Source organism: Acinetobacter sp. SA01 (assembly GCF_011319235.1).
Lineage (GTDB): Bacteria > Pseudomonadota > Gammaproteobacteria > Pseudomonadales > Moraxellaceae > Acinetobacter.
This window is the reverse complement of the sequence record NZ_WXXM01000019.1, coordinates 21,887-39,422: the sequence shown is the minus strand read 5'-3', so window position 1 is coordinate 39,422 and position 17,536 is coordinate 21,887. Positions and strand designations below refer to the sequence as shown.

At 38.5% G+C, this 17,536-nt stretch carries 23 protein-coding genes and 3 pseudogenes; 5 read left to right on the top strand and 21 right to left on the bottom strand.

The features are described from left to right. Positions 1–53 precede the first annotated feature (53 nt). A complete protein-coding gene (locus GTU69_RS14390) occupies positions 54–320 on the bottom strand; it encodes a hypothetical protein (RefSeq protein WP_240921691.1) in 267 nt (88 codons plus the stop codon). Positions 321–855: 535 nt separating this feature from the next. Continuing rightward, the gene (locus tag GTU69_RS14385) at positions 856–1,122 is read right to left on the bottom strand and encodes a hypothetical protein (RefSeq protein ID WP_166171467.1); all 267 of its coding nucleotides are present in this window, start codon (positions 1,120–1,122) and stop codon (positions 856–858) included. 134 nt (positions 1,123–1,256) lie between these two features. Here GTU69_RS14385 and GTU69_RS14380 point away from each other — a divergent pair, with 134 nt between their 5' ends. Both GTU69_RS14380 and GTU69_RS14375 read left to right on the top strand, forming a co-directional pair. Further along, the gene (locus tag GTU69_RS14380) at positions 1,257–2,006 is read left to right on the top strand and encodes a metallophosphoesterase (RefSeq protein ID WP_166171465.1); all 750 of its coding nucleotides are present in this window, start codon (positions 1,257–1,259) and stop codon (positions 2,004–2,006) included. Between the two features lie 99 nt (positions 2,007–2,105). Beyond that, complete coding sequence (locus GTU69_RS14375) at positions 2,106–2,288, top strand: hypothetical protein (RefSeq protein WP_166171463.1); 183 nt, start codon at positions 2,106–2,108, stop codon at positions 2,286–2,288. A 95-nt stretch (positions 2,289–2,383) separates the two neighbouring features. Here the strand turns inward: GTU69_RS14375 and GTU69_RS14370 are convergent, their stop codons facing one another. The 12 genes and pseudogenes from GTU69_RS14370 to GTU69_RS14320 form a co-directional block, all read right to left on the bottom strand. Beyond that, positions 2,384–2,557: a hypothetical protein gene (locus tag GTU69_RS14370; RefSeq protein WP_166171462.1), complete on the bottom strand. Its 174-nt coding sequence runs from the start codon at positions 2,555–2,557 to the stop codon at positions 2,384–2,386. 220 nt (positions 2,558–2,777) lie between these two features. Next, positions 2,778–3,023: a type II toxin-antitoxin system RelB/DinJ family antitoxin gene (locus tag GTU69_RS14365; RefSeq protein WP_166171461.1), complete on the bottom strand. Its 246-nt coding sequence runs from the start codon at positions 3,021–3,023 to the stop codon at positions 2,778–2,780. 434 nt (positions 3,024–3,457) lie between these two features. After that, complete coding sequence (locus GTU69_RS14360) at positions 3,458–3,916, bottom strand: hypothetical protein (protein WP_205683548.1); 459 nt, start codon at positions 3,914–3,916, stop codon at positions 3,458–3,460. 46 nt (positions 3,917–3,962) lie between these two features. Beyond that, positions 3,963–4,238, bottom strand: coding sequence for a hypothetical protein (locus tag GTU69_RS14355; protein ID WP_166171460.1), 276 nt, complete (start codon positions 4,236–4,238; stop codon positions 3,963–3,965). Between the two features lie 142 nt (positions 4,239–4,380). Continuing rightward, the gene (locus GTU69_RS14350; protein ID WP_166171459.1) at positions 4,381–4,998 is read right to left on the bottom strand and encodes a cytochrome b/b6 domain-containing protein; all 618 of its coding nucleotides are present in this window, start codon (positions 4,996–4,998) and stop codon (positions 4,381–4,383) included. 250 nt (positions 4,999–5,248) lie between these two features. Further along, positions 5,249–5,705, bottom strand: a pseudogene (locus GTU69_RS17220) (transposase); the annotation flags it as partial. A 53-nt stretch (positions 5,706–5,758) separates the two neighbouring features. Further along, positions 5,759–6,712: a spore coat U domain-containing protein gene (locus GTU69_RS14345; protein ID WP_166171458.1), complete on the bottom strand. Its 954-nt coding sequence runs from the start codon at positions 6,710–6,712 to the stop codon at positions 5,759–5,761. Between the two features lie 5 nt (positions 6,713–6,717). After that, on the bottom strand, positions 6,718–9,069 hold the full coding sequence (locus tag GTU69_RS14340) for a fimbria/pilus outer membrane usher protein (protein WP_166171457.1): 2,352 nt from the start codon (positions 9,067–9,069) through the stop codon (positions 6,718–6,720). Between the two features lie 16 nt (positions 9,070–9,085). Then, positions 9,086–9,850 (bottom strand): fimbria/pilus periplasmic chaperone, encoded by a 765-nt coding sequence (locus GTU69_RS14335; RefSeq protein ID WP_166171456.1) that lies wholly within the window; start codon positions 9,848–9,850, stop codon positions 9,086–9,088. A 9-nt stretch (positions 9,851–9,859) separates the two neighbouring features. Then, complete coding sequence (locus tag GTU69_RS14330; protein WP_166171455.1) at positions 9,860–10,390, bottom strand: spore coat U domain-containing protein; 531 nt, start codon at positions 10,388–10,390, stop codon at positions 9,860–9,862. A gap of 27 nt (positions 10,391–10,417) precedes the next feature. Continuing rightward, positions 10,418–10,957 carry a spore coat protein U domain-containing protein gene (locus tag GTU69_RS14325; protein ID WP_166171454.1) on the bottom strand — a complete coding sequence of 180 codons (540 nt, stop codon included), beginning with the start codon at positions 10,955–10,957 and terminating at the stop codon, positions 10,418–10,420. Between the two features lie 118 nt (positions 10,958–11,075). After that, positions 11,076–11,260 (bottom strand): annotated as a pseudogene (locus GTU69_RS14320) (IS66 family transposase); the annotation flags it as partial. 37 nt (positions 11,261–11,297) lie between these two features. Between GTU69_RS14320 and GTU69_RS14315 the strand changes: the two are divergent. Continuing rightward, positions 11,298–11,722: pseudogene (locus GTU69_RS14315) on the top strand (transposase); the annotation flags it as partial. A gap of 150 nt (positions 11,723–11,872) precedes the next feature. Here the strand turns inward: GTU69_RS14315 and GTU69_RS14310 are convergent. The 6 genes from GTU69_RS14310 to GTU69_RS14285 form a co-directional block, all read right to left on the bottom strand. Further along, the gene (locus GTU69_RS14310; protein WP_092819707.1) at positions 11,873–12,208 is read right to left on the bottom strand and encodes a carboxymuconolactone decarboxylase family protein; all 336 of its coding nucleotides are present in this window, start codon (positions 12,206–12,208) and stop codon (positions 11,873–11,875) included. 54 nt (positions 12,209–12,262) lie between these two features. Continuing rightward, positions 12,263–12,658: a rhodanese-like domain-containing protein gene (locus GTU69_RS14305; RefSeq protein ID WP_166171489.1), complete on the bottom strand. Its 396-nt coding sequence runs from the start codon at positions 12,656–12,658 to the stop codon at positions 12,263–12,265. 100 nt (positions 12,659–12,758) lie between these two features. Beyond that, entirely contained in the window at positions 12,759–13,538 is a 780-nt protein-coding gene (locus GTU69_RS14300; protein ID WP_166171453.1) for a sulfite exporter TauE/SafE family protein, read from the bottom strand. 68 nt (positions 13,539–13,606) lie between these two features. After that, positions 13,607–14,479, bottom strand: coding sequence for an MBL fold metallo-hydrolase (locus GTU69_RS14295; RefSeq protein WP_166171452.1), 873 nt, complete (start codon positions 14,477–14,479; stop codon positions 13,607–13,609). Between the two features lie 2 nt (positions 14,480–14,481). Further along, positions 14,482–14,898: a DUF6691 family protein gene (locus GTU69_RS14290; RefSeq protein ID WP_086176663.1), complete on the bottom strand. Its 417-nt coding sequence runs from the start codon at positions 14,896–14,898 to the stop codon at positions 14,482–14,484. Continuing rightward, complete coding sequence (locus GTU69_RS14285; RefSeq protein ID WP_166171451.1) at positions 14,899–15,315, bottom strand: YeeE/YedE thiosulfate transporter family protein; 417 nt, start codon at positions 15,313–15,315, stop codon at positions 14,899–14,901. Between the two features lie 111 nt (positions 15,316–15,426). On the opposite strand from GTU69_RS14285, the gene GTU69_RS14280 reads away from it, so the two are divergent. Both GTU69_RS14280 and GTU69_RS14275 read left to right on the top strand, forming a co-directional pair. Next, complete coding sequence (locus GTU69_RS14280; protein WP_086195124.1) at positions 15,427–15,747, top strand: metalloregulator ArsR/SmtB family transcription factor; 321 nt, start codon at positions 15,427–15,429, stop codon at positions 15,745–15,747. Between the two features lie 524 nt (positions 15,748–16,271). Beyond that, positions 16,272–16,895 (top strand): class I SAM-dependent methyltransferase, encoded by a 624-nt coding sequence (locus GTU69_RS14275; protein ID WP_166171450.1) that lies wholly within the window; start codon positions 16,272–16,274, stop codon positions 16,893–16,895. Positions 16,896–17,031: 136 nt separating this feature from the next. Here the strand turns inward: GTU69_RS14275 and GTU69_RS14270 are convergent, their stop codons facing one another. Beyond that, positions 17,032–17,532 (bottom strand): Dps family protein, encoded by a 501-nt coding sequence (locus GTU69_RS14270; RefSeq protein ID WP_086194901.1) that lies wholly within the window; start codon positions 17,530–17,532, stop codon positions 17,032–17,034. Positions 17,533–17,536 lie beyond the last annotated feature (4 nt).

Genomic DNA, 17,536 nt, shown 5'->3' with positions numbered 1-17,536 from the left:
TAATATTTAATAAAAAATATTTGATTTATATAATTTATTTACTAACTTTATTTTTACACCAATCCATCCTTCCAATAGCGAATGCATAAATTGACATTACGATCATTCAAACAGTCTCGAATAAATCCCTCAATTTCATCAGGGCTCCAACATTCTGTGGAACGTTGATTGTCTGCCTTAAACAGTTTTTCTAGAATCTCATCCAGTGCGAAATCATAAAGCGAAATTTCAAAGTTATGGTGATGATTTGAGTGCGACATTTCGTCAAGCACCATCATTTTTCTTTGAATAATATTGGTTAATAGCTTAGTACGGGCCATTTTATTTTCTCTAGGCAATACTTCTCTACATCTCGTAAAATTACGAAATTTATAAAAGTAAAATTATTTAGATATGACTAAAATTTATTTCAAAAATTTTATTCTTTAAGAACAGAAGGAATGGCTTGGAGAAAATAAGGGATATTATAGAAAGTGTTCATGTTTAGTTCCTGTAGTAATTTATTACAAACAAGCTTCCAACTTTTCCACGAGATGGAGGCAAGCCAAACAGGGGTGGAAATACCGTACTACAGAAGACGGCCAGTCAAAGACTGCCCTGCTTGGCCTACCATTACGATAGACTAAACATAATAAACGCAAAAAACCGCTAAAGCGGTTAACTGCTTCTGTAGTAAATTCAGGTTTCCACGCCTGGTTACAGATTTTGCTGTAACGTATTTATATTATGTGCATAAAATCAATTGGTCAAATTTTATGATCAATAAACAGTCAATTGATTTTAAATAAACGATTTAATTCTGATAAAATTGTTGCTCCAATCAGATATTGGCTTTATTTATAAAATTAAATCTAATTACCTAACCAAGTTGTAAGGCTCATTATTCACATGTATTTGAATAGACTGACATCCCGCAGTCTCAATATCTTTTAATGCTTTGTGAATTGCTAAATCAAGACTTAGGGCTTTTCTTTCAAACTCTAAATATACGTTGTTGTTAATTGAACACAATAAAGCATCATCACAACCTGCTTCAAATAACCGATCCTCAACACAATGATGTGACGCTTTTAAATCCTTGATATAAATTGTAAATTCAAAATTCTTTATTGTACTATTCATCATTTATTCCTCTTTTAGAACAAAACTCATTTATGACTATTGCAATAGGCTCAAGCAAGCATTTTATTTAGATCTTTACCTATTTAAAACAAAATCAGCTCATGTTATCTTTCTGATAAGGTTTAGGAGGCCATTTGAAACTACAAATCTTGTCTGACACACATAATTCAGAATATCAATTATCAAAAGAGGTAGATCTTATCATTCATGCCGGGGATTTTTCGAATCGCCTAAGTGGTGCTATTGAATTTGCAGAAAAATGTAAAAACCTGAATAAGAACTTTATTTTTGTTTTAGGTAATCATGATTATTATTGTTCAAACTACGATTTAGTCGTGGATTTCTTAAAAGAAAACTATCCTCAAAATGCCTTGCTTGATGACAACTATATCAAGATACAGGATAAAATATTTGTTGGCGGTACATTGTTTACGAACTTTCGTTCCAACTCTCCCCTTACATCTCCTAACGTACTTTTACAATCCAAAAAAGATGCTGAACAATCTATTTATGATTTTAATCAAATCATGATTGGCAATGATAATCGAACTATAACTGCTGATGACTACATAGCATTATTTAAACGATATCATCAAAATATTATGCAATTTAAGGGGCAAGATAACGTGATTGTCATAACTCATTTCCCTTCTCATTTAGCCTGTCTTGATCCGTATTGGGGTAATCATCCTGTTGCATCAACCCTTAATCCCTATTTTATAAATGACCTGGATGTTAAAGGTTTTAATCTTTGGATTTCAGGACATACGCATACATCAGTTGATACTATAGTCGATGGATGTAGATTAGTGATCAACCCTTTAGGTTATCCGCAAGAACAAGGTAAAAATGGTTTTAGAGAAAATTTGATCATCGAAGTTTAAATTGTCATACTCATATTAAACCAATTCAACCCAACTCTAATGTCAAACTTCCTGTAGGACTGATGATTTAGATTCTACGCCATGAACCAGGAGAAACTCATGTCAATTCATTTAGATTCAGAAGATGATAGAAGGAATAAAATTGCAGATCAAATACTTAAAGATCTACTCGAGATCAATAAACTTCAAGGTATTTCCATTAAAAAAATGAAAGCAGATCAAAATGGTGTTTTTTACGTGGAACAAGAAATATCAACTGAGGACTTCCTCAAGACACTCTGAGCTTCACTCATTAAGATGACATCATGACCTTTAAGGTATATTTAAAAACCCAACCAAATTGTATCACCTGTAGTTGCATATATAGTCTCAGCAGTTTATTTTAACATCTCACATTCACAATTTAATATTTGGGGTGAATGCTCTTTGATCAACATAATTAAATACTTCTCTACGGATTCATAACCTAATGTAGATGCCGCATTTTTAGCGAGTTGCATCGTAGCCAAATCTATTTCTAGAGTAATCAAATCTGTATTATCTTCTGACATTTTGCTATCCCTACTCAGTTATAAAGTCTGTATAGAAATCACTAAGCTATGCTTAAAATTATGGTCAAATCTAACGTCATCTCATATTTCAGATATTCATGAAAGATATATGCGAATTCTTATTTAAATGGTTATTAAGATTTGTGGCTATTCAAGGGCGGGTTTCACCATCTGCGATGTCTGGAAAACCAATATAAGCCTTAATACAAATCCTGTGCCATTAATATCCACCATCATCATTTAAAAATTCTTGAGCAGATTTTGTATTGGATACTTTTATACTCGGAATATTATGGCTAAGTGCTATGAGTTGTGCTGTATTAAAATCATCATCACTTATTTGATTGCTTACAGGGATTCGACCTGTTCTAGCTATTTCAGCAATAACCATACTAAAAACAGATGCAGGGGCTAGCCCAACTTTTTTAATGATGTACTCTGCTGATTCTGAGATTGTCTCATCCACAGTATATTGAACTCTTTTTTAATTTGCATAGATATTTAACACCGCTCAGTCTTATTAATGCCATATTGTGCCACAAAATGGCACCAAACAAGTAAGTATTCAGTGCACATTCTTAATAAGAATTAGTGTCTCAGTGGTTGTTGATTTTGCAATATAGCTTATTCCCTTATCTATTCAATATGCACATTAGCTTCCTTAGGCTTAGCATACTCCTCCATGTATTGATTTTTCATAAACATAATTTCCGCTTCAGGTTGCTTTACCAATTCTTCACGAGCATCCCTATCCTTGAGTGCCTTTGTTTGTTGATAATTGAAAAGGCATGGTGGGTATTAAAAAGAAAAATTAGACAAATCGTTGTACAAAAAGATAAATCTGTTGATGAAGCGCTAGATATAGCCTTTAAAGAAATGTATTAAACTTTATTGTTTTGGCTATGCCGAGTAATTAAAAACACCCTTAGATAAAGCATTGAGAAAGCCATCTAATGTATTTTTCGTTCCAAAATACTGTACGTAATCTAAATGATCAAAAAACTTAAATTTCTTCTTTGAAAAAATCTTAACAACAGCATGTTCGTGATCTATATCTTGCAAGCCTGATAAGATTTGTTGCTCTAAACTTTCCCCATTTAGATTGATTATAGAATCCAGCAATTGCACCAATTCTTGATCTACTTGTCTTTTTTCTGGTTGTGTTTCTAATTCAATATCATTAACCAGTCGAATCAACATTAAGAAACTCATTGGAGTCAGATAAATTTGTTTGACTTGGTATGATTTTTCATCGCAAATTAAATTCGCATAAGACGAATTTTCCAAGGGGTAAGAGTTGTCTGTCACAGACACGTAAATGCTATATTTTACTGTGGCTTCATCAATCCATAGCAGCACACAGCACTGATGGGCTAGGGCTTCAGCCCCGTCATGCTACGAGCGATTAATAATCAAACAGGGTATATAAAAAAATAATCAGGCCCATCAAAATGTACGGACATAAGTACAATGCCAAAGCAGCAGGCCAAGTCCAATCCCATCCATAATGTACCCCAAGCACACCAACAGTCGTGCCAACAACAGGAATCCCCGCTATAATAATCGCCACAATTATTCCCACTATACCATGCCAATCAAGTACCTCATTGAAATAGGTATAAACTCCAAAAAACTGAATAATGGTGATTATCCAATAAGCTAAAAACTTAATTACTTTCATTACTCTACCACCCCATCAGAACTCATCCCATTTAAACGATCCATTCCATCAATGTTTTGTCATTTGATGTTATGAACTATCTCAATCTGTCAAAGGAGATGTTTAAATCTCATCTCCTTCTCTGTTCTGCGTTCATATAAGCTTAGCTCAAATAGAAAAACCAGAAAGCTATCAACACGCCCAGTGAAAATAGTGCAGCAAACAGGGTGAACCATGAATGTGATTCGGTTCCCCAGAACATCCGTTTTGCCAGCCATTTTTTAAGCAGAACACTATTCAGTGTCAGCGCTGCCAAATGCAGCAATACACTGGCTAAAAACAGATTGGCAAAGAGTTCATGAATTTCTTTTAAAGTGTGGCTATAGGTATAGTCGGTCAAAAAGCCGGCCAGCACCGTTAAAGGTAGCAGGAGAAAAATACCCAGTATGCTGAGCTGAAACAGGCTGGAACTGGCTGCTTTTAAAAATGTTGGCGAAAGCCATTGCTGCGGCTGTGCCCAATAACGCTGCACAAAGGGCTTGATCACCTGCAATCGTCGGCTTGGCCCTGAAGGCTGAGTATGAGCCAGTCGGGGAGCGCCAAACTGCCATAAAATTCTTAATATCAGACTGATTCCGAGGGTATAGCCAAAGGCCATATGGATTTGATGCCATTCTTCTGCATCCCCGGTCAGATAAGCCCCGGTAAAACTCAACATGATGACAATATGCAGAAAGCGGATCAGTAAATCCGTTGAAGAAGTGGTTGTACGCTGAAGCATAAGAAACCTGTGCTGACTTTATTTTAAATACAGCATAGCAAATCAAGCTGAGTTGAATCTTAAGATACAGCCAAAAAAGTGCATTTGTTAAAGCAACATTTTAGAATCGGATAGAATAGCGCCCAAGAATACATCTCAATTAAGACCTAGTTATCGTACTAGGGTTAAAGAGTGTTCTATGGAATGTATTGAAGTATATCAGTTCAATGTCATCGACGTTATTCAGGTCAAGAAAAAGCTCAATGTATTGCTATGACGATGTAACCAGTTTCATAAGGCTGGCCAGTATGGACAGTAACTCTTCTATTTGAGTCACTTTAAGTGCCGGTAGCCTTTTCACTACATTACTTAAATAGGTATACTAATCCAGTCCAGCCCTTTAGCTTTACTGACTGAATCAGCATCATGATATTCACCGCTCGTGACTACTGTGTAGTGAGCCAGCAAACAGTCAATTCTTAGGCCTCAAAGTCAAGGGACGCATTGGGTTATCGCCCCCTCACAAGCAGTACTTCTCATCTCAATCGGTAGATTGCCATTATCCAGATAGTGGCTTAAGGCTTGCCAACGCTTGAGACTATAATTGATTACTTTGGTTGTTGTAGAACTCGATGTATCAGCACTAATGCCTGTTAAGCGATCTGAATTTTCCTGCTCACATGCAGTTCATTGATTTTAAGACGCAAATGCGCCATGCAGCCAACCTCTTATCATCGATTCAGTGCCTAAATTCAGTGCCTATTTACAATAGTTTTTCTAATCAATATGTTATTGCAACAGTAACTGTATCAGAATAACTACCTGCAGGAATGTTCTGTTGATCAGCATTAATTTTAGCCTGATAAGGAATGTCTTGTATTGTTCCTAGACCAGTCATGCTGAGGTCATTCGTGCTAGTCCACGCTACACCTGAACGGTATAATTGATATTGAAGATAGTAATTTGAACCATTAACCGTTGCGAGCATTTGACGCATGCCATCAATTTCACCCTGTGTACTAGTCAATTTGATCGAATAATTTGCATTTTTTGTGCAGCGAGTTTGTAAAACGTTTGAATTAATAGCATTAAAACTTGAAGGTAATGCAGCTGAACCAAAATTTACGTTTGGAGGACTTTCAATAGCACAAATATTACTGACATCAAGACTGACATTTATAGTTGCGATTGAAGAACTAGAATCCCTAATCAGACATATGTCCCCCAAACCTAGAAGAGTACATAATGACCAGTCCCATTTAATGTTTATAGTATCCTGATAGGTTCCAGCAACAAGATCAGGATTGCTACTTGGTAAAATTTCCAGATAAAGTGGTAAATTAAGAGTAAATGCTCCTAATGATAATAAGTTAATTAATTCCGTAGAAGACCATGTGATTAAGCTTCCATTTTGATAAGTGTTGTCACAACTACTATCTTTACATAGTTTATAAGGAATTGAATTCCCAGCATTATTTGATAGGTGAAATCCTGAGCTGTTTATAATAGTTGCAGTAACTTTATCATTGCTTAAGATACCTAGTAGTTGAATATTTGAACATCTGATTCCCATCGTCGTACTAACCATATCTTGAGAAGTTTGTATTTCAAAAGAATTTGCTGCTGTAAAGTTAACATTTGTTGTTAATGGTAAAAGTGTGCATGCCGCTTGTAAATTTTGAACAATAAATAAGCTAAAAAAAGACAGTAGAATACTGAATAATAGTTTTGTCATAATTATCAATCCTTTGTTTCTACTGACATTATTATCGGACATTGTATAGTTAAAGTATTAGTTAATTCAGTTTTGAATGAAAGATGTTGTTGACATGTTACTCCATTTGGACCTGTGATCTTTAAAGTATTGTCCATATTTAAATGAGTTAAGTAGACCCAACCATCATGCCCGACTATTGTTTTTTGCTGTGTTTCTGCGACTTCAACGACTGTCCCTATTGGTAAAGCCTGATTGTTCTGATCAAGAAGTTTGATATTGGCTATGCGTATTTCTTGAATTGGAAAATGAACAACAGCGCCTTTATGATCTTCAACAGCAATACGTTTTTCTGTTTCTAATGTCTCTACATTGGGTGGCAAATCTAAGGTATCAATATATAATTTTCCAGGATAATAGGCATTGACTGAAGGAACTAAAATAGTTCCATTTTGATCTGTATGACCTATGAGGTGATTATCATAGTAGACTGGTACCTCAGGAAAACCATTTGTCTTTACAACTAAAAAAGCATCGTTAACTTTATTGGTAGCAAAAAAACCATCTAGATAAATCATCGAACCATTTATTTGTGCCCAATAATTGGTATTTTCAGCGTCTCCAAATAAACCACTTTGCAGGGTGAATTTCTGATTTTTCCAGATTACAGATGCTTGCTTCTGATCTTGATCCCCATAGCCTAAATTCCAACCTAAGCCTTGATCTGTTGGAGCAGGTTTACTATATAGCACCCGCTTTGAATAATCCCCCTCTACATCTCGCTGTATACTGGCACTCATACTTCCTCTATCATATCCCAACGGAAACGTGAATTGTAATTGACTATTAAAATCTGGCTGGTTCAGTGTTTTATTTAGAGAGAAAGTAAAAGAGCTGTTTCTCCATAAGCTATGGCTGTAAGATAAGTTTGCCAATTGAGTCCGTGATCGATCTTGTGCAACAATATCAAAATATCCTAAGCCAATATAACCAAAACTTTCTCCAAAAGGCTTAAAACTGAGTGAACTCTGCAGCGCCTTGCGACTCAAACTTTGTCTGGTATCTAGAGTGGATAAATCCTGAAAGTTTGACGACCTTTTTATATGTTGTATATTGAAGTTAAAATTTCTACCATTATAAGAATAGCCATTTGTAAACTGGTAACCTGTTTGAGTAGCATTGCTTTGTGAAAAAGAATTATTCAGTACCCCCCAATAACCTAGGCGTATATCAGAACCCAATCCCCACAAACTAAGATCACGATTGAGTTCTACATGACTTGACCAAGTCAAATAATTACTTAGACCATAACGATAAATACCACTAAATGATGGTGTTTCTTCATAATCAAAATTTTTGCTGCCATAATTTAAGCGGCGGAACCCCGCAGATACATCAAAATCACTCAATCCTTTTTTTAGTAAGCTATTGGCTACATAAAATGGAAGCGTGGTTGAAACCTGTCTACCTAAAGCGTCTGTAGTCACAATGGTCGCTTCGCCTGCACCATTGATGTAAGGCGTATGTGTTAATGTAAACGGCCCAGAGCTAATTGTATTACTACTGACTTTATTCCCATTAATAAACAAGTCGAGCATTCCTGGCGTAGATGCGATGCCCGTATAATCTAGTAATGGGTAGGTAATTAAATCTGGCCGAATGGAAAAATTTCGACTGACCTGTAATCCCCCCATGCGGGTAACATTACTCCAGTTGAGTGCATTACTGATAAAATCACCAATCTGATAACTTCTAATGCTATTGCTATTGCTATTGCGCCAATAGGTGTCATAGCGCATGTAGTCTTCATCGCTGTTATTACTATCAGTAAAAAAATGTCGGTACACTCCTGTATTTAGCAATATACCTGAAGGATTAAAAAAACGTTGCTCTAACCATGTGCTCAGTACTGAAGACTGGGATTTGGGATTTATTGCCAGATATGAGTCGTAATTCAGTACTACACCAGTACCACTTTGTACGGGTATATTGGCTAAGGCAGATTGATTGTTTAAATATTGTGCAGGAAGCCATTCGTTTGGAATGCTAAGTTCGAGTACTTGTTTCGTAGGAATAAATTTTGGTACTACTTGATTTAATGTATTGACATTGACTAAATCACTTTGATCATTCACTTTGACATGGTTGCGAATCAAGTCTTTTGAACTGACCCAATATTGCCCATCTTTATATAAAACTTTTGATAGTTGTGGGTCTATACGGCCGTTTACTTCAAGGGATACATAATATGTAATGTGCTGAGGTTGAAGAGCTTGACGGGGCGGTGGTGGCAAACTGGTATATTCTTCAGCATAAGTAGAATTAGCAACTATAAGAATAGCGATATATTGTAATAGACATCGATTATCCAATTTCATGAAAGATACCGTTTGTCTAATATTTTGTAATTTCTATCGCGGGACTATTATCTTCAAGCTGAACAAACAATTTTTTATCAGGTGCAATCATTTTGTTTTGATCTATCAGCCAAACCATTTTTTGTCCTGGAAGTACATAACCTAGTAATCCTTTTGCAATAACAGTAGAAGCTTTCTGGGGATCATTGCTATCACCGAAGAATACATTACTGATTCTGGCATGAACTATCCCGGAGTTATGGAAAGCAATAAATTTTTTGTTGCCTTGGCTTTCTATGTTCCAGCGTAGTACTGGCTGAGTTACTGTTTTAGAACCATGTTTTTTATCTGTACGTACCACTGTCGAAATATCATTACCATATAAAAATAGTGGCAACACATAACGCATTTGTAAATTCAAACCAACCGTTGCTTGAGCAGGTTGAACTTGGGATGGAATCTCATCAATCACTATCCGATAAGCCCACTCTTGTTGGGCAGGAATATTGACTTGTTTTAATATTCTGACCAGCTGTCGCTGACCCGCTGGCACTAACATAAAGGGCGGACTGGCAATGACATCCTGCTGATCCTGATAAACATCCTGCTGATTTTTCTGGTTCCAACGTAAAATCTGGACTTGTAGATTGACATCATTATTTCCACGATTTTCCAACCATAAAATTGAACCTTTCTGATCACTTTCAATCATTTGATAAATCGGCCAAACAAGCATATTACTTGCAGCATAAGTCAATTGACTTACGATACTAATTAGCAGGATCAGAATTACTTTTTTCATATTGTTCAATTAATAGGTTAAAGTCACAGTAATCGTATCAGTATACGTTCCCACAGCTGGCATCGTAGGTGTTGAAAAAAGCCGGGCATAGACAGTATAGGTTTGGGTCATTTCAGGAAAAGAAGAAATAGTATATGCAAGACTATCTGCCATAGTTCCCCATACTTGACTATATGAAGAGTCACGATAGAGTTGGTAGGCTAGACTAGTTGTACCGTTACTCAAATATCGAAAGTTATTATTTCCATTATGAAGACCATAATCTAACGCAAGCATAATTGATGCACCAGGAGTGCAGGTCACTATAATTGAACCTGCTCCACTAGAACTGGCTACATCAATATTACTCAACACAGTAGGCATAGTACCGAAATTTATGGTGCCAAAGTTAGCTCCACCTGAACCGGAACCACCTAAAGAGCATCCATTTACTACATTTGCAGTCACATCAAAGCTAGTATCTACTGTTAAAGCCTGAACTTTAGTACAAGCTAATAAACTAACCAATACATAGAGAACATAACGGAGTAAATAGATCATTGATCCTATTCTCTAGGTATTTAGAGATTACCAAATTAATGTTGCTGTTACAGTATCAATATATTTTCCTGCTGCAGGAGCAGTAGTAGTTTGATCTGATGGTAAAATACGCCCAAAAATAGGAATAGACTCTAAAGAACCAGTACCTGTGCGACTTAATGGCGCATTTAAAATTGAAGTCGTATATGTTGCATCAGAATATAAATGATAAGGTATATAATTCGCACCCAAGTTAAGTCGGCGTAACCCACCAGATGCATTTAAACCATTATTAAAAGTTAATGTATACGGTAAATCAGTAGAACAGGTTACCTGCAAACCTACAGTCGCTGCAGTCCCAACTACACTACCATTAATAGTATTTACTAAATCAGAGTATTCACCAAAATTTAAAGTTCCCCATGTATTCGTATCACCGCCACTATTAGCAACACTACAACCTGACCCTATAGTAACTTCTACGCCAATTTGGCCACTCAAGGTTCCTGCAGCGTTTGCATAATTGCTGTAACCTAAAATAGCTGTCGAGGCTATCACCAATACTGATAGTCTATTTTTTAGTCTCATTTCGATACCTTATTATACAGTGTATTGTTCTATTGTTAATGTTTGGTTGTTTTATGTCAATGACTATAAAACCTTTAAATTGAGGTAATCTATAAAAAAAACGTGGCTATTCAGGCATATGATTCTCACTAGCATTTAATCGTCCCAAGTCCAGATCAACTGTTGCAATATCTTCCCCTACCGCTTCATCCCACAGATGGATTTTTTTTGCTGTTCGCTGTTCGTTTTACAGCCGAATTGGTACCGTTTAAATAGGGCCAATTCATGCTCGTATTTTTATCTGCGAATAGAGAGATGGACTTCACCTCCTTATTGATATGAGAAGCATTACTTCGCAAGATTAAAATTTCTGGGTGAAGGAGAATGGGAACGTAAAAAACCTCAGCCGGAATATCGTCGACAATGGCTTAAACTCCATATTGGTATAGATGCAAAAACACTGCAAATACGTGCAGTCCAGCTCAGTAAAAACAATGCTAGTGATTCAGAGTTACTTGTTGATTTACTTGATCAAATTCCACAAGGAGAGCAAATTGATTCTGTCTATACAGATAGAACTTATGGCACAAAACACTGGCGACAGGTTATTGCCGAAGTTTGGTTGAAACCAAAATGCGCTACATCAAATTATTAGGCGATAAATTGTCAGAAAAACATTTTTCAAGTCAGGTCAATGAGGGGCATGCGACCTTGCGCAGCAGTGCTCCTCAAGTCCTGAATAAATTTACAGAATTAGGTAGACCTCATACCCAAGTTTTAACTTAAATTTGGATAGTTTGGGGAAATATCAGCTTTTGAATATTTCCGAGATTAGGCTTGATCCATATGGCTAGCTCTTTTTGATTAATCCTTCAAAGCCACCCATAACGCATTCCAATAATCCCTTATTTCATTCCGCCATTGACCCGTATCCAATCAACTGGAAAACTCTTTAAAGGCATCCAATGCATTTGCGGCATACATCAATGAAGGCCCACCGCCCATATATACTGCAACCCCTAACAGTTCTTCCAGCTCCTGCAGGGTCATCCCCATTTTAACCAGGGTTCTGACATGAAAACCAATACAACCATCACAACGCGATGCAACACCAATCCCCAGAGCAATCATTTCCTTGGTTTTGGGATCAATCACGCCGTCACGCATAGCCGTCTGGGATAACTGATTAAAACTTTTCATTAAATCAGGTGAATCCTGAGTTAAGGTTCTTAAACTGCCTGAAATGTTCTGGGTTAATTCTTTGTATTTCATTACTGCCTCTCACATTAAACAATCAACAATACGGTTTTTCATCTATTTAACGGCTTATTTTTCTACCGGATAGCCCTGCTCCAGCCAGGCCTGATAACCGCCCTGCACAGACTTGACTTGGGTAAAACCCATATTCTGTAAGGTGTCGGTTGCCAATGCGGAACGTCCACCCGTGCCACAGATCAGATAAATTGGCTGATCTTTAAGATGTTCCAGTGCCTGCAGAGTATCGCAATGATGGCTCGCCAAAGGATGCTGGTGAATCCTCATTTCTAAAACACCACGAGGATAATTCACCGCCCGGTCTATCGATGCCGCCTGAAATTCATCCGGTTCCCGAACATCAATCAGAATGGTTTTATGGTTTTTCATCGCTTCAAACAGTTCATCTACGCTCACTTCCTGAATTCGGCTTTTTGCATTCTGGATCAATTGCTCTGCAGTTTTCATCATTTTCATTCTTCCTCAGCCATTAAAATCATATTCAAATTTTATAAACTATGATCAGGTAGATTAAAAGCGGTTTAGTTTAAATTCCCAACCAGCTGTTTTAGCCCATGAGCGCTGAATAGATTAAATACATCGCTACCCCAATCACAGTCGTGGCAAAAATTTTCTGCACCTGATTACTGTCTATCCGGTGCATCGCACGACGTCCTATTAACATGCCCACAATACAGGCCAGAACGAAAGTCAGCGTGACCGAAACAGGGTATTGAAAGCCATCCAGTACGTGTACAGAAATACTGACACCGCCAATCAGGAAAATAATCATCAGCGAAGTTGCAACGATGCTGCGCATATCCAGGTCAGTCACTTTACGCAGTGCCGGGACAATCACGAACCCCCCACCCACTCCAAGCAAACCGGTCAGCAGACCTGCCACGACACCAATAGCGCCGAGAGACAATGCAGTTTTCATATTCCAGATCAGGCGACCAGTCGTTTGATTAACCTTGCACAGTGCATTTCCATGATCATGGACCTTATTAAAGAAGATCCGGTAAGCGATGATCAGCATCACCAAACTGAAAGCCAGCGTGAGCCATACAGGAGAGATAATTCCAGCCAGATGCACGCCATAACGTGCTGAAGGAATACTGATCAGCGCAATCCAGAGCGCGGCACGATAACGCACGATGCGCTTGGACAAACCTTCAAATGTTCCAACCAGTGCTGATAGAGTCACTGCCAGCAAGCCTACAGGTGCAGCCTGTGCTACCGTCCAGCCCTGACTTGCCATCAGTGCCGGTACAGCCAGAATACCACCACCCGCACCGGTTAAACCCAGCAAGCCACCGATGGCCAGCCCTTCCAGTATCAACCACATCACACCTATACCTCTCTTGACTCCAGTGGTTCAACCAAAGAACCTACAGGTTTAATCCTGAAACTTGCCTATTTGAAGTAATTCAGCGGAAGCTTTAAATAAGAAACCCCATTTTCTTCCGGTTCAGGGAACTGTCCACCTTTCATATTGATCTGAATGGAAGGCAGGATCAGCTTTGGCATACTCAGTCCGGCATCACGCTGGTTTCGCATTTGGGTAAATTCAGCCTTGCTGATTCCCTCGTGAATATGAATATTGCGGTTTTTTTGTGTCTGGATATCCGTCTCACACACATAGCGATCACGCGTTTCTGGCAAATAGTCATGGCATAGAAATACCCGAGTACTTTCCGGCAATTGAAACAAGCGTTGTACCGAATCAAAAAGTATGGATGCACTGCCGCGCGGAAAGTCACAACGTGCCGTGCCATAATCCGGCATAAACAAGGTATCGCCCACAAACACTGCATCACCGATGACATAACTCAAGCAGGCTGGCGTATGTCCAGGAGTGGGAATGTTATAGGCTTCGATGGAACCTATTTGGAATTTCTCATCATCTTCAAACAGGTAATCAAACAGCTGTTGGGCATTCCATTGCTTGATATCCAGATGATAGATCGCAGCAAAGGTCTCCTGAACCATCGCAATTTTCTGGCTCATGGCAATCTTGCCCCCGAGCGTAGCTTTGAGATACTGCGCTGCAGTCAAGTGATCGGCATGGACATGGGTTTCCAGAATCCACTCAACTGTTAAGCCCTGCGCTTTGACATAGGCAATGATCTGATCAGCATGTGTGGTCGAGGTGCTGGCAGATGCAGCATCATAATCCAGCACACTGTCAATAATTGCACAGGCTTTCGTTGAAGGATCACTCACCACATAACTGAAAGTATTGGTATCTTCATGGAAAAAGTCTTTTACAACTGGGGAATTTGACATGATTAAGCTCCTGCCCACTTACGGTGAATCAACACGCCTGCAAGCATCGCGACAATAAAATACAGAACCTGATAATGTCCAAGACCAATCAAGGTAAAACTTGGTGCAGGACAAATTCCGGCAATACCCCAACCTATACCAAAGAGCAGGCTGCCCGAAATCAGTTTAGGGTCAATCTTGTTATTCTTTGGCAAATCGATCGGTTCATTAAAGATCGTTTTCGGTGCCTGGCTGCGTAGCGCTTTTTGAAAGGGAATAAATGCCACAGCAATTGCACCCATCATCACAAAAGCCAGGCTGGCATCCCAGTCGCCAAACAGATCAAGGAAGTCGAGCACTTTTTCCGGATTCGACATCCCGGAGACCATCAGCCCCACAGAGAACAAACCGCCGAAAATGAAAGCCAGAAAATTTTTCATTTAGAAAGCTCCTGTGATATGGCGAATGATATAAACCGTAACAAAACCAGCGAACATAAAGCTCATGGTGGCCAGGATAGAACGCTTCGATAAACGGCTCATCCCGCAAATCCCATGACCACTGGTACATCCTGAACCAAGACGTGTACCAAAGCCAACCAGCAGACCCGCGATGATCATCATCAGAGGGCTGGCATTCAACTCGATCTCAGGCTGAACAAATAATCCATAAATAAAAGGCGTGATAATCAAACCTGACATAAACCAGATTGCAGGGGTTTTAAATACGGTCTGTGGATTCAGTACCTGTCCAATCAATCCGCTGATCCCTGCGATACGGCCATGCACATAGAGATAACCAACTACCGCTACTCCCAGTAATAGCCCGCCGAGAAATGCGATGAGAAAATCATGCATAGTAAATCTACTCATTTACAATATATATTTTTATATTATATAATAAATAAAAACATTCAAGCAAAAATGCTGATTTTTTTGTATCTCATCATTGCTTATCAGGACACCTACATGAACGCTGCACCGTTAAAAGCACAAATAGACTTTTCACAAGTCGATTTTGTCAGTGATTGTCTGAAAGTTTTATCCAACCCTGCCCGTCTTAAAATTCTCTGTGTCTTGGTCGATGGCGAGCTGAATGTACAGCACATAGAACAACGTACGGATATCCACCAACCCACCTTGTCACAACAGCTGACTGTATTAAGAAACAGCCAGATCGTATCAACACGACGGGAAGGCAAACAGATTTTTTATCAATTCAGTGATATACGAGTGCTAAAAATCATGCAGACCCTATATGAAGTGTACTGCAGCCACGATTGTGATTGATATAACTCCCCCTTTTAAGATCACTTTTGGCAAAACAGGTTTTTCAGGGATGCTAAAAGAAAAGTCTTTAACTGATTTGCTCATAGATTCCCCTTGCTTTCTGTTTCACAGGGTGGCCTTTAACGCAGACTCCCACCATTAAAATGTTAGGTGCAGCATAAAGCCTGCATCTGCAACATAATCCTATTCGACACCTTCCAACTGTGCTGGAGTGGGGCGGTTTTCTTTACATCAATTCGACAGTATTTATCCAGCTGAACCAAGCGAATTGCATCACAGCCATCTGATTTAGGCTTGAATATTGGCATCAGTGGGCGAAGTTAAACCGTTGTGCCATCAGTTCATTTAAAGAATTAGTTTTTTTAGGTTTGTGCTTATTTTCTTTTAGTTGTGTATGTTGTTTGGTATTAAAAAATTTGGATCATACAGCAAGATGACAAACCTGTTGTTGTAGCGACATGTGTTTGGGGTAGCTACAATCGATGAGGTATTTTTAGATTTTATTGAGTAAAAGGATGATCTATATGCATCAAGAATGGGACAAACGTTATCGGGAAACACAACATTTATATGGCTCAGAAGCAAATGTATTTATTCAGGACATCAGCCAGCGTTATGCTATTTCTGGCCGTACCTTGGCTATTGCAGAGGGTGAAGGGCGTAATATCCTGTATTTAGCACGTACAGCACGAGAGAAGCATTTAGCATTTAGTGCCGAGGCGTGGGATTATTCGCAAGTTGCTCTTGAAAATGCCCAGGTATATGCACAAGAACAAGGGATTGAATTGCAAACCCGGCAGATCGATTTGACTACAGTGAAATGGCCAGAAGATCAATATGACAATATTCTGTGTGTATTTGGTCATGTCGATCCAGCTACCCGATTAAAAACCTTGCAGGGTGTACGTCAGGCACTAAAAAATCACGGTCATTTTATTGGTGAGGTATATTCCAAAGCGCAATTTGCTTATAAAACTGGTGGTCCTGGCAATTCTGATTTTCTATATGATCCTCAAGAGATTTTAGAAGTATTTCAGGACGATCACATTGTTCACTTTTTTGTCGGAGATGTAGAACGTTATGAAGGACAATTGCATCAGGGAAAAAGCCACGTGATTCAATTTATGATTGAAGTGATCAAAAAATGAAGCTAACAATTAAATTATGAGGTGAGTCACTCTCTCATTTATTTATAAAAAATGAGAACCATCTGTTTTTGCAACAGATGGTTCGATTGATTGATGAGCTTGCGGAGATATCTACCGGTTGAATAGCAGTAGATCGTTACTCTTCTAACAGGCTTCTTAACATCCAGGCTGTTTTTTCATGAACTTCAAGTCTTTGTGTGATCAGATCCGCTGTTGGCTGGTCATTAACTTCATCCACGATGGGAAATAGACTTCGAGCAGTGCGTGCAACAGTTTCATGTGCATTGACCAGCAGGCTGACCATTTCCTCTGCTTTAGGAACACCTTCTACTTCTTTAATTGCAGTTAATTTTACAAATTGTTTATAGGTTCCTGGCGCAGGAAATCCCAATGCCCGAATTCGTTCAGCAATAATATCCAGGGCATTCCATTGTTCGGTATATTGAGTCATAAACATGTTATGTAAGCTATTGAATTGTGGCCCAGTCACGTTCCAATGAAAGTTATGGGTCATCAAATATAAGGTATAGCTATCCGCTAGCAGTTTAGATAGCCCTTCCACGATTTTGGCACGATCACTATGAGAGATACCAATATCAATTTTCACTGCTTTAGATTCTTTTTTAGAACTCGCCATTTTT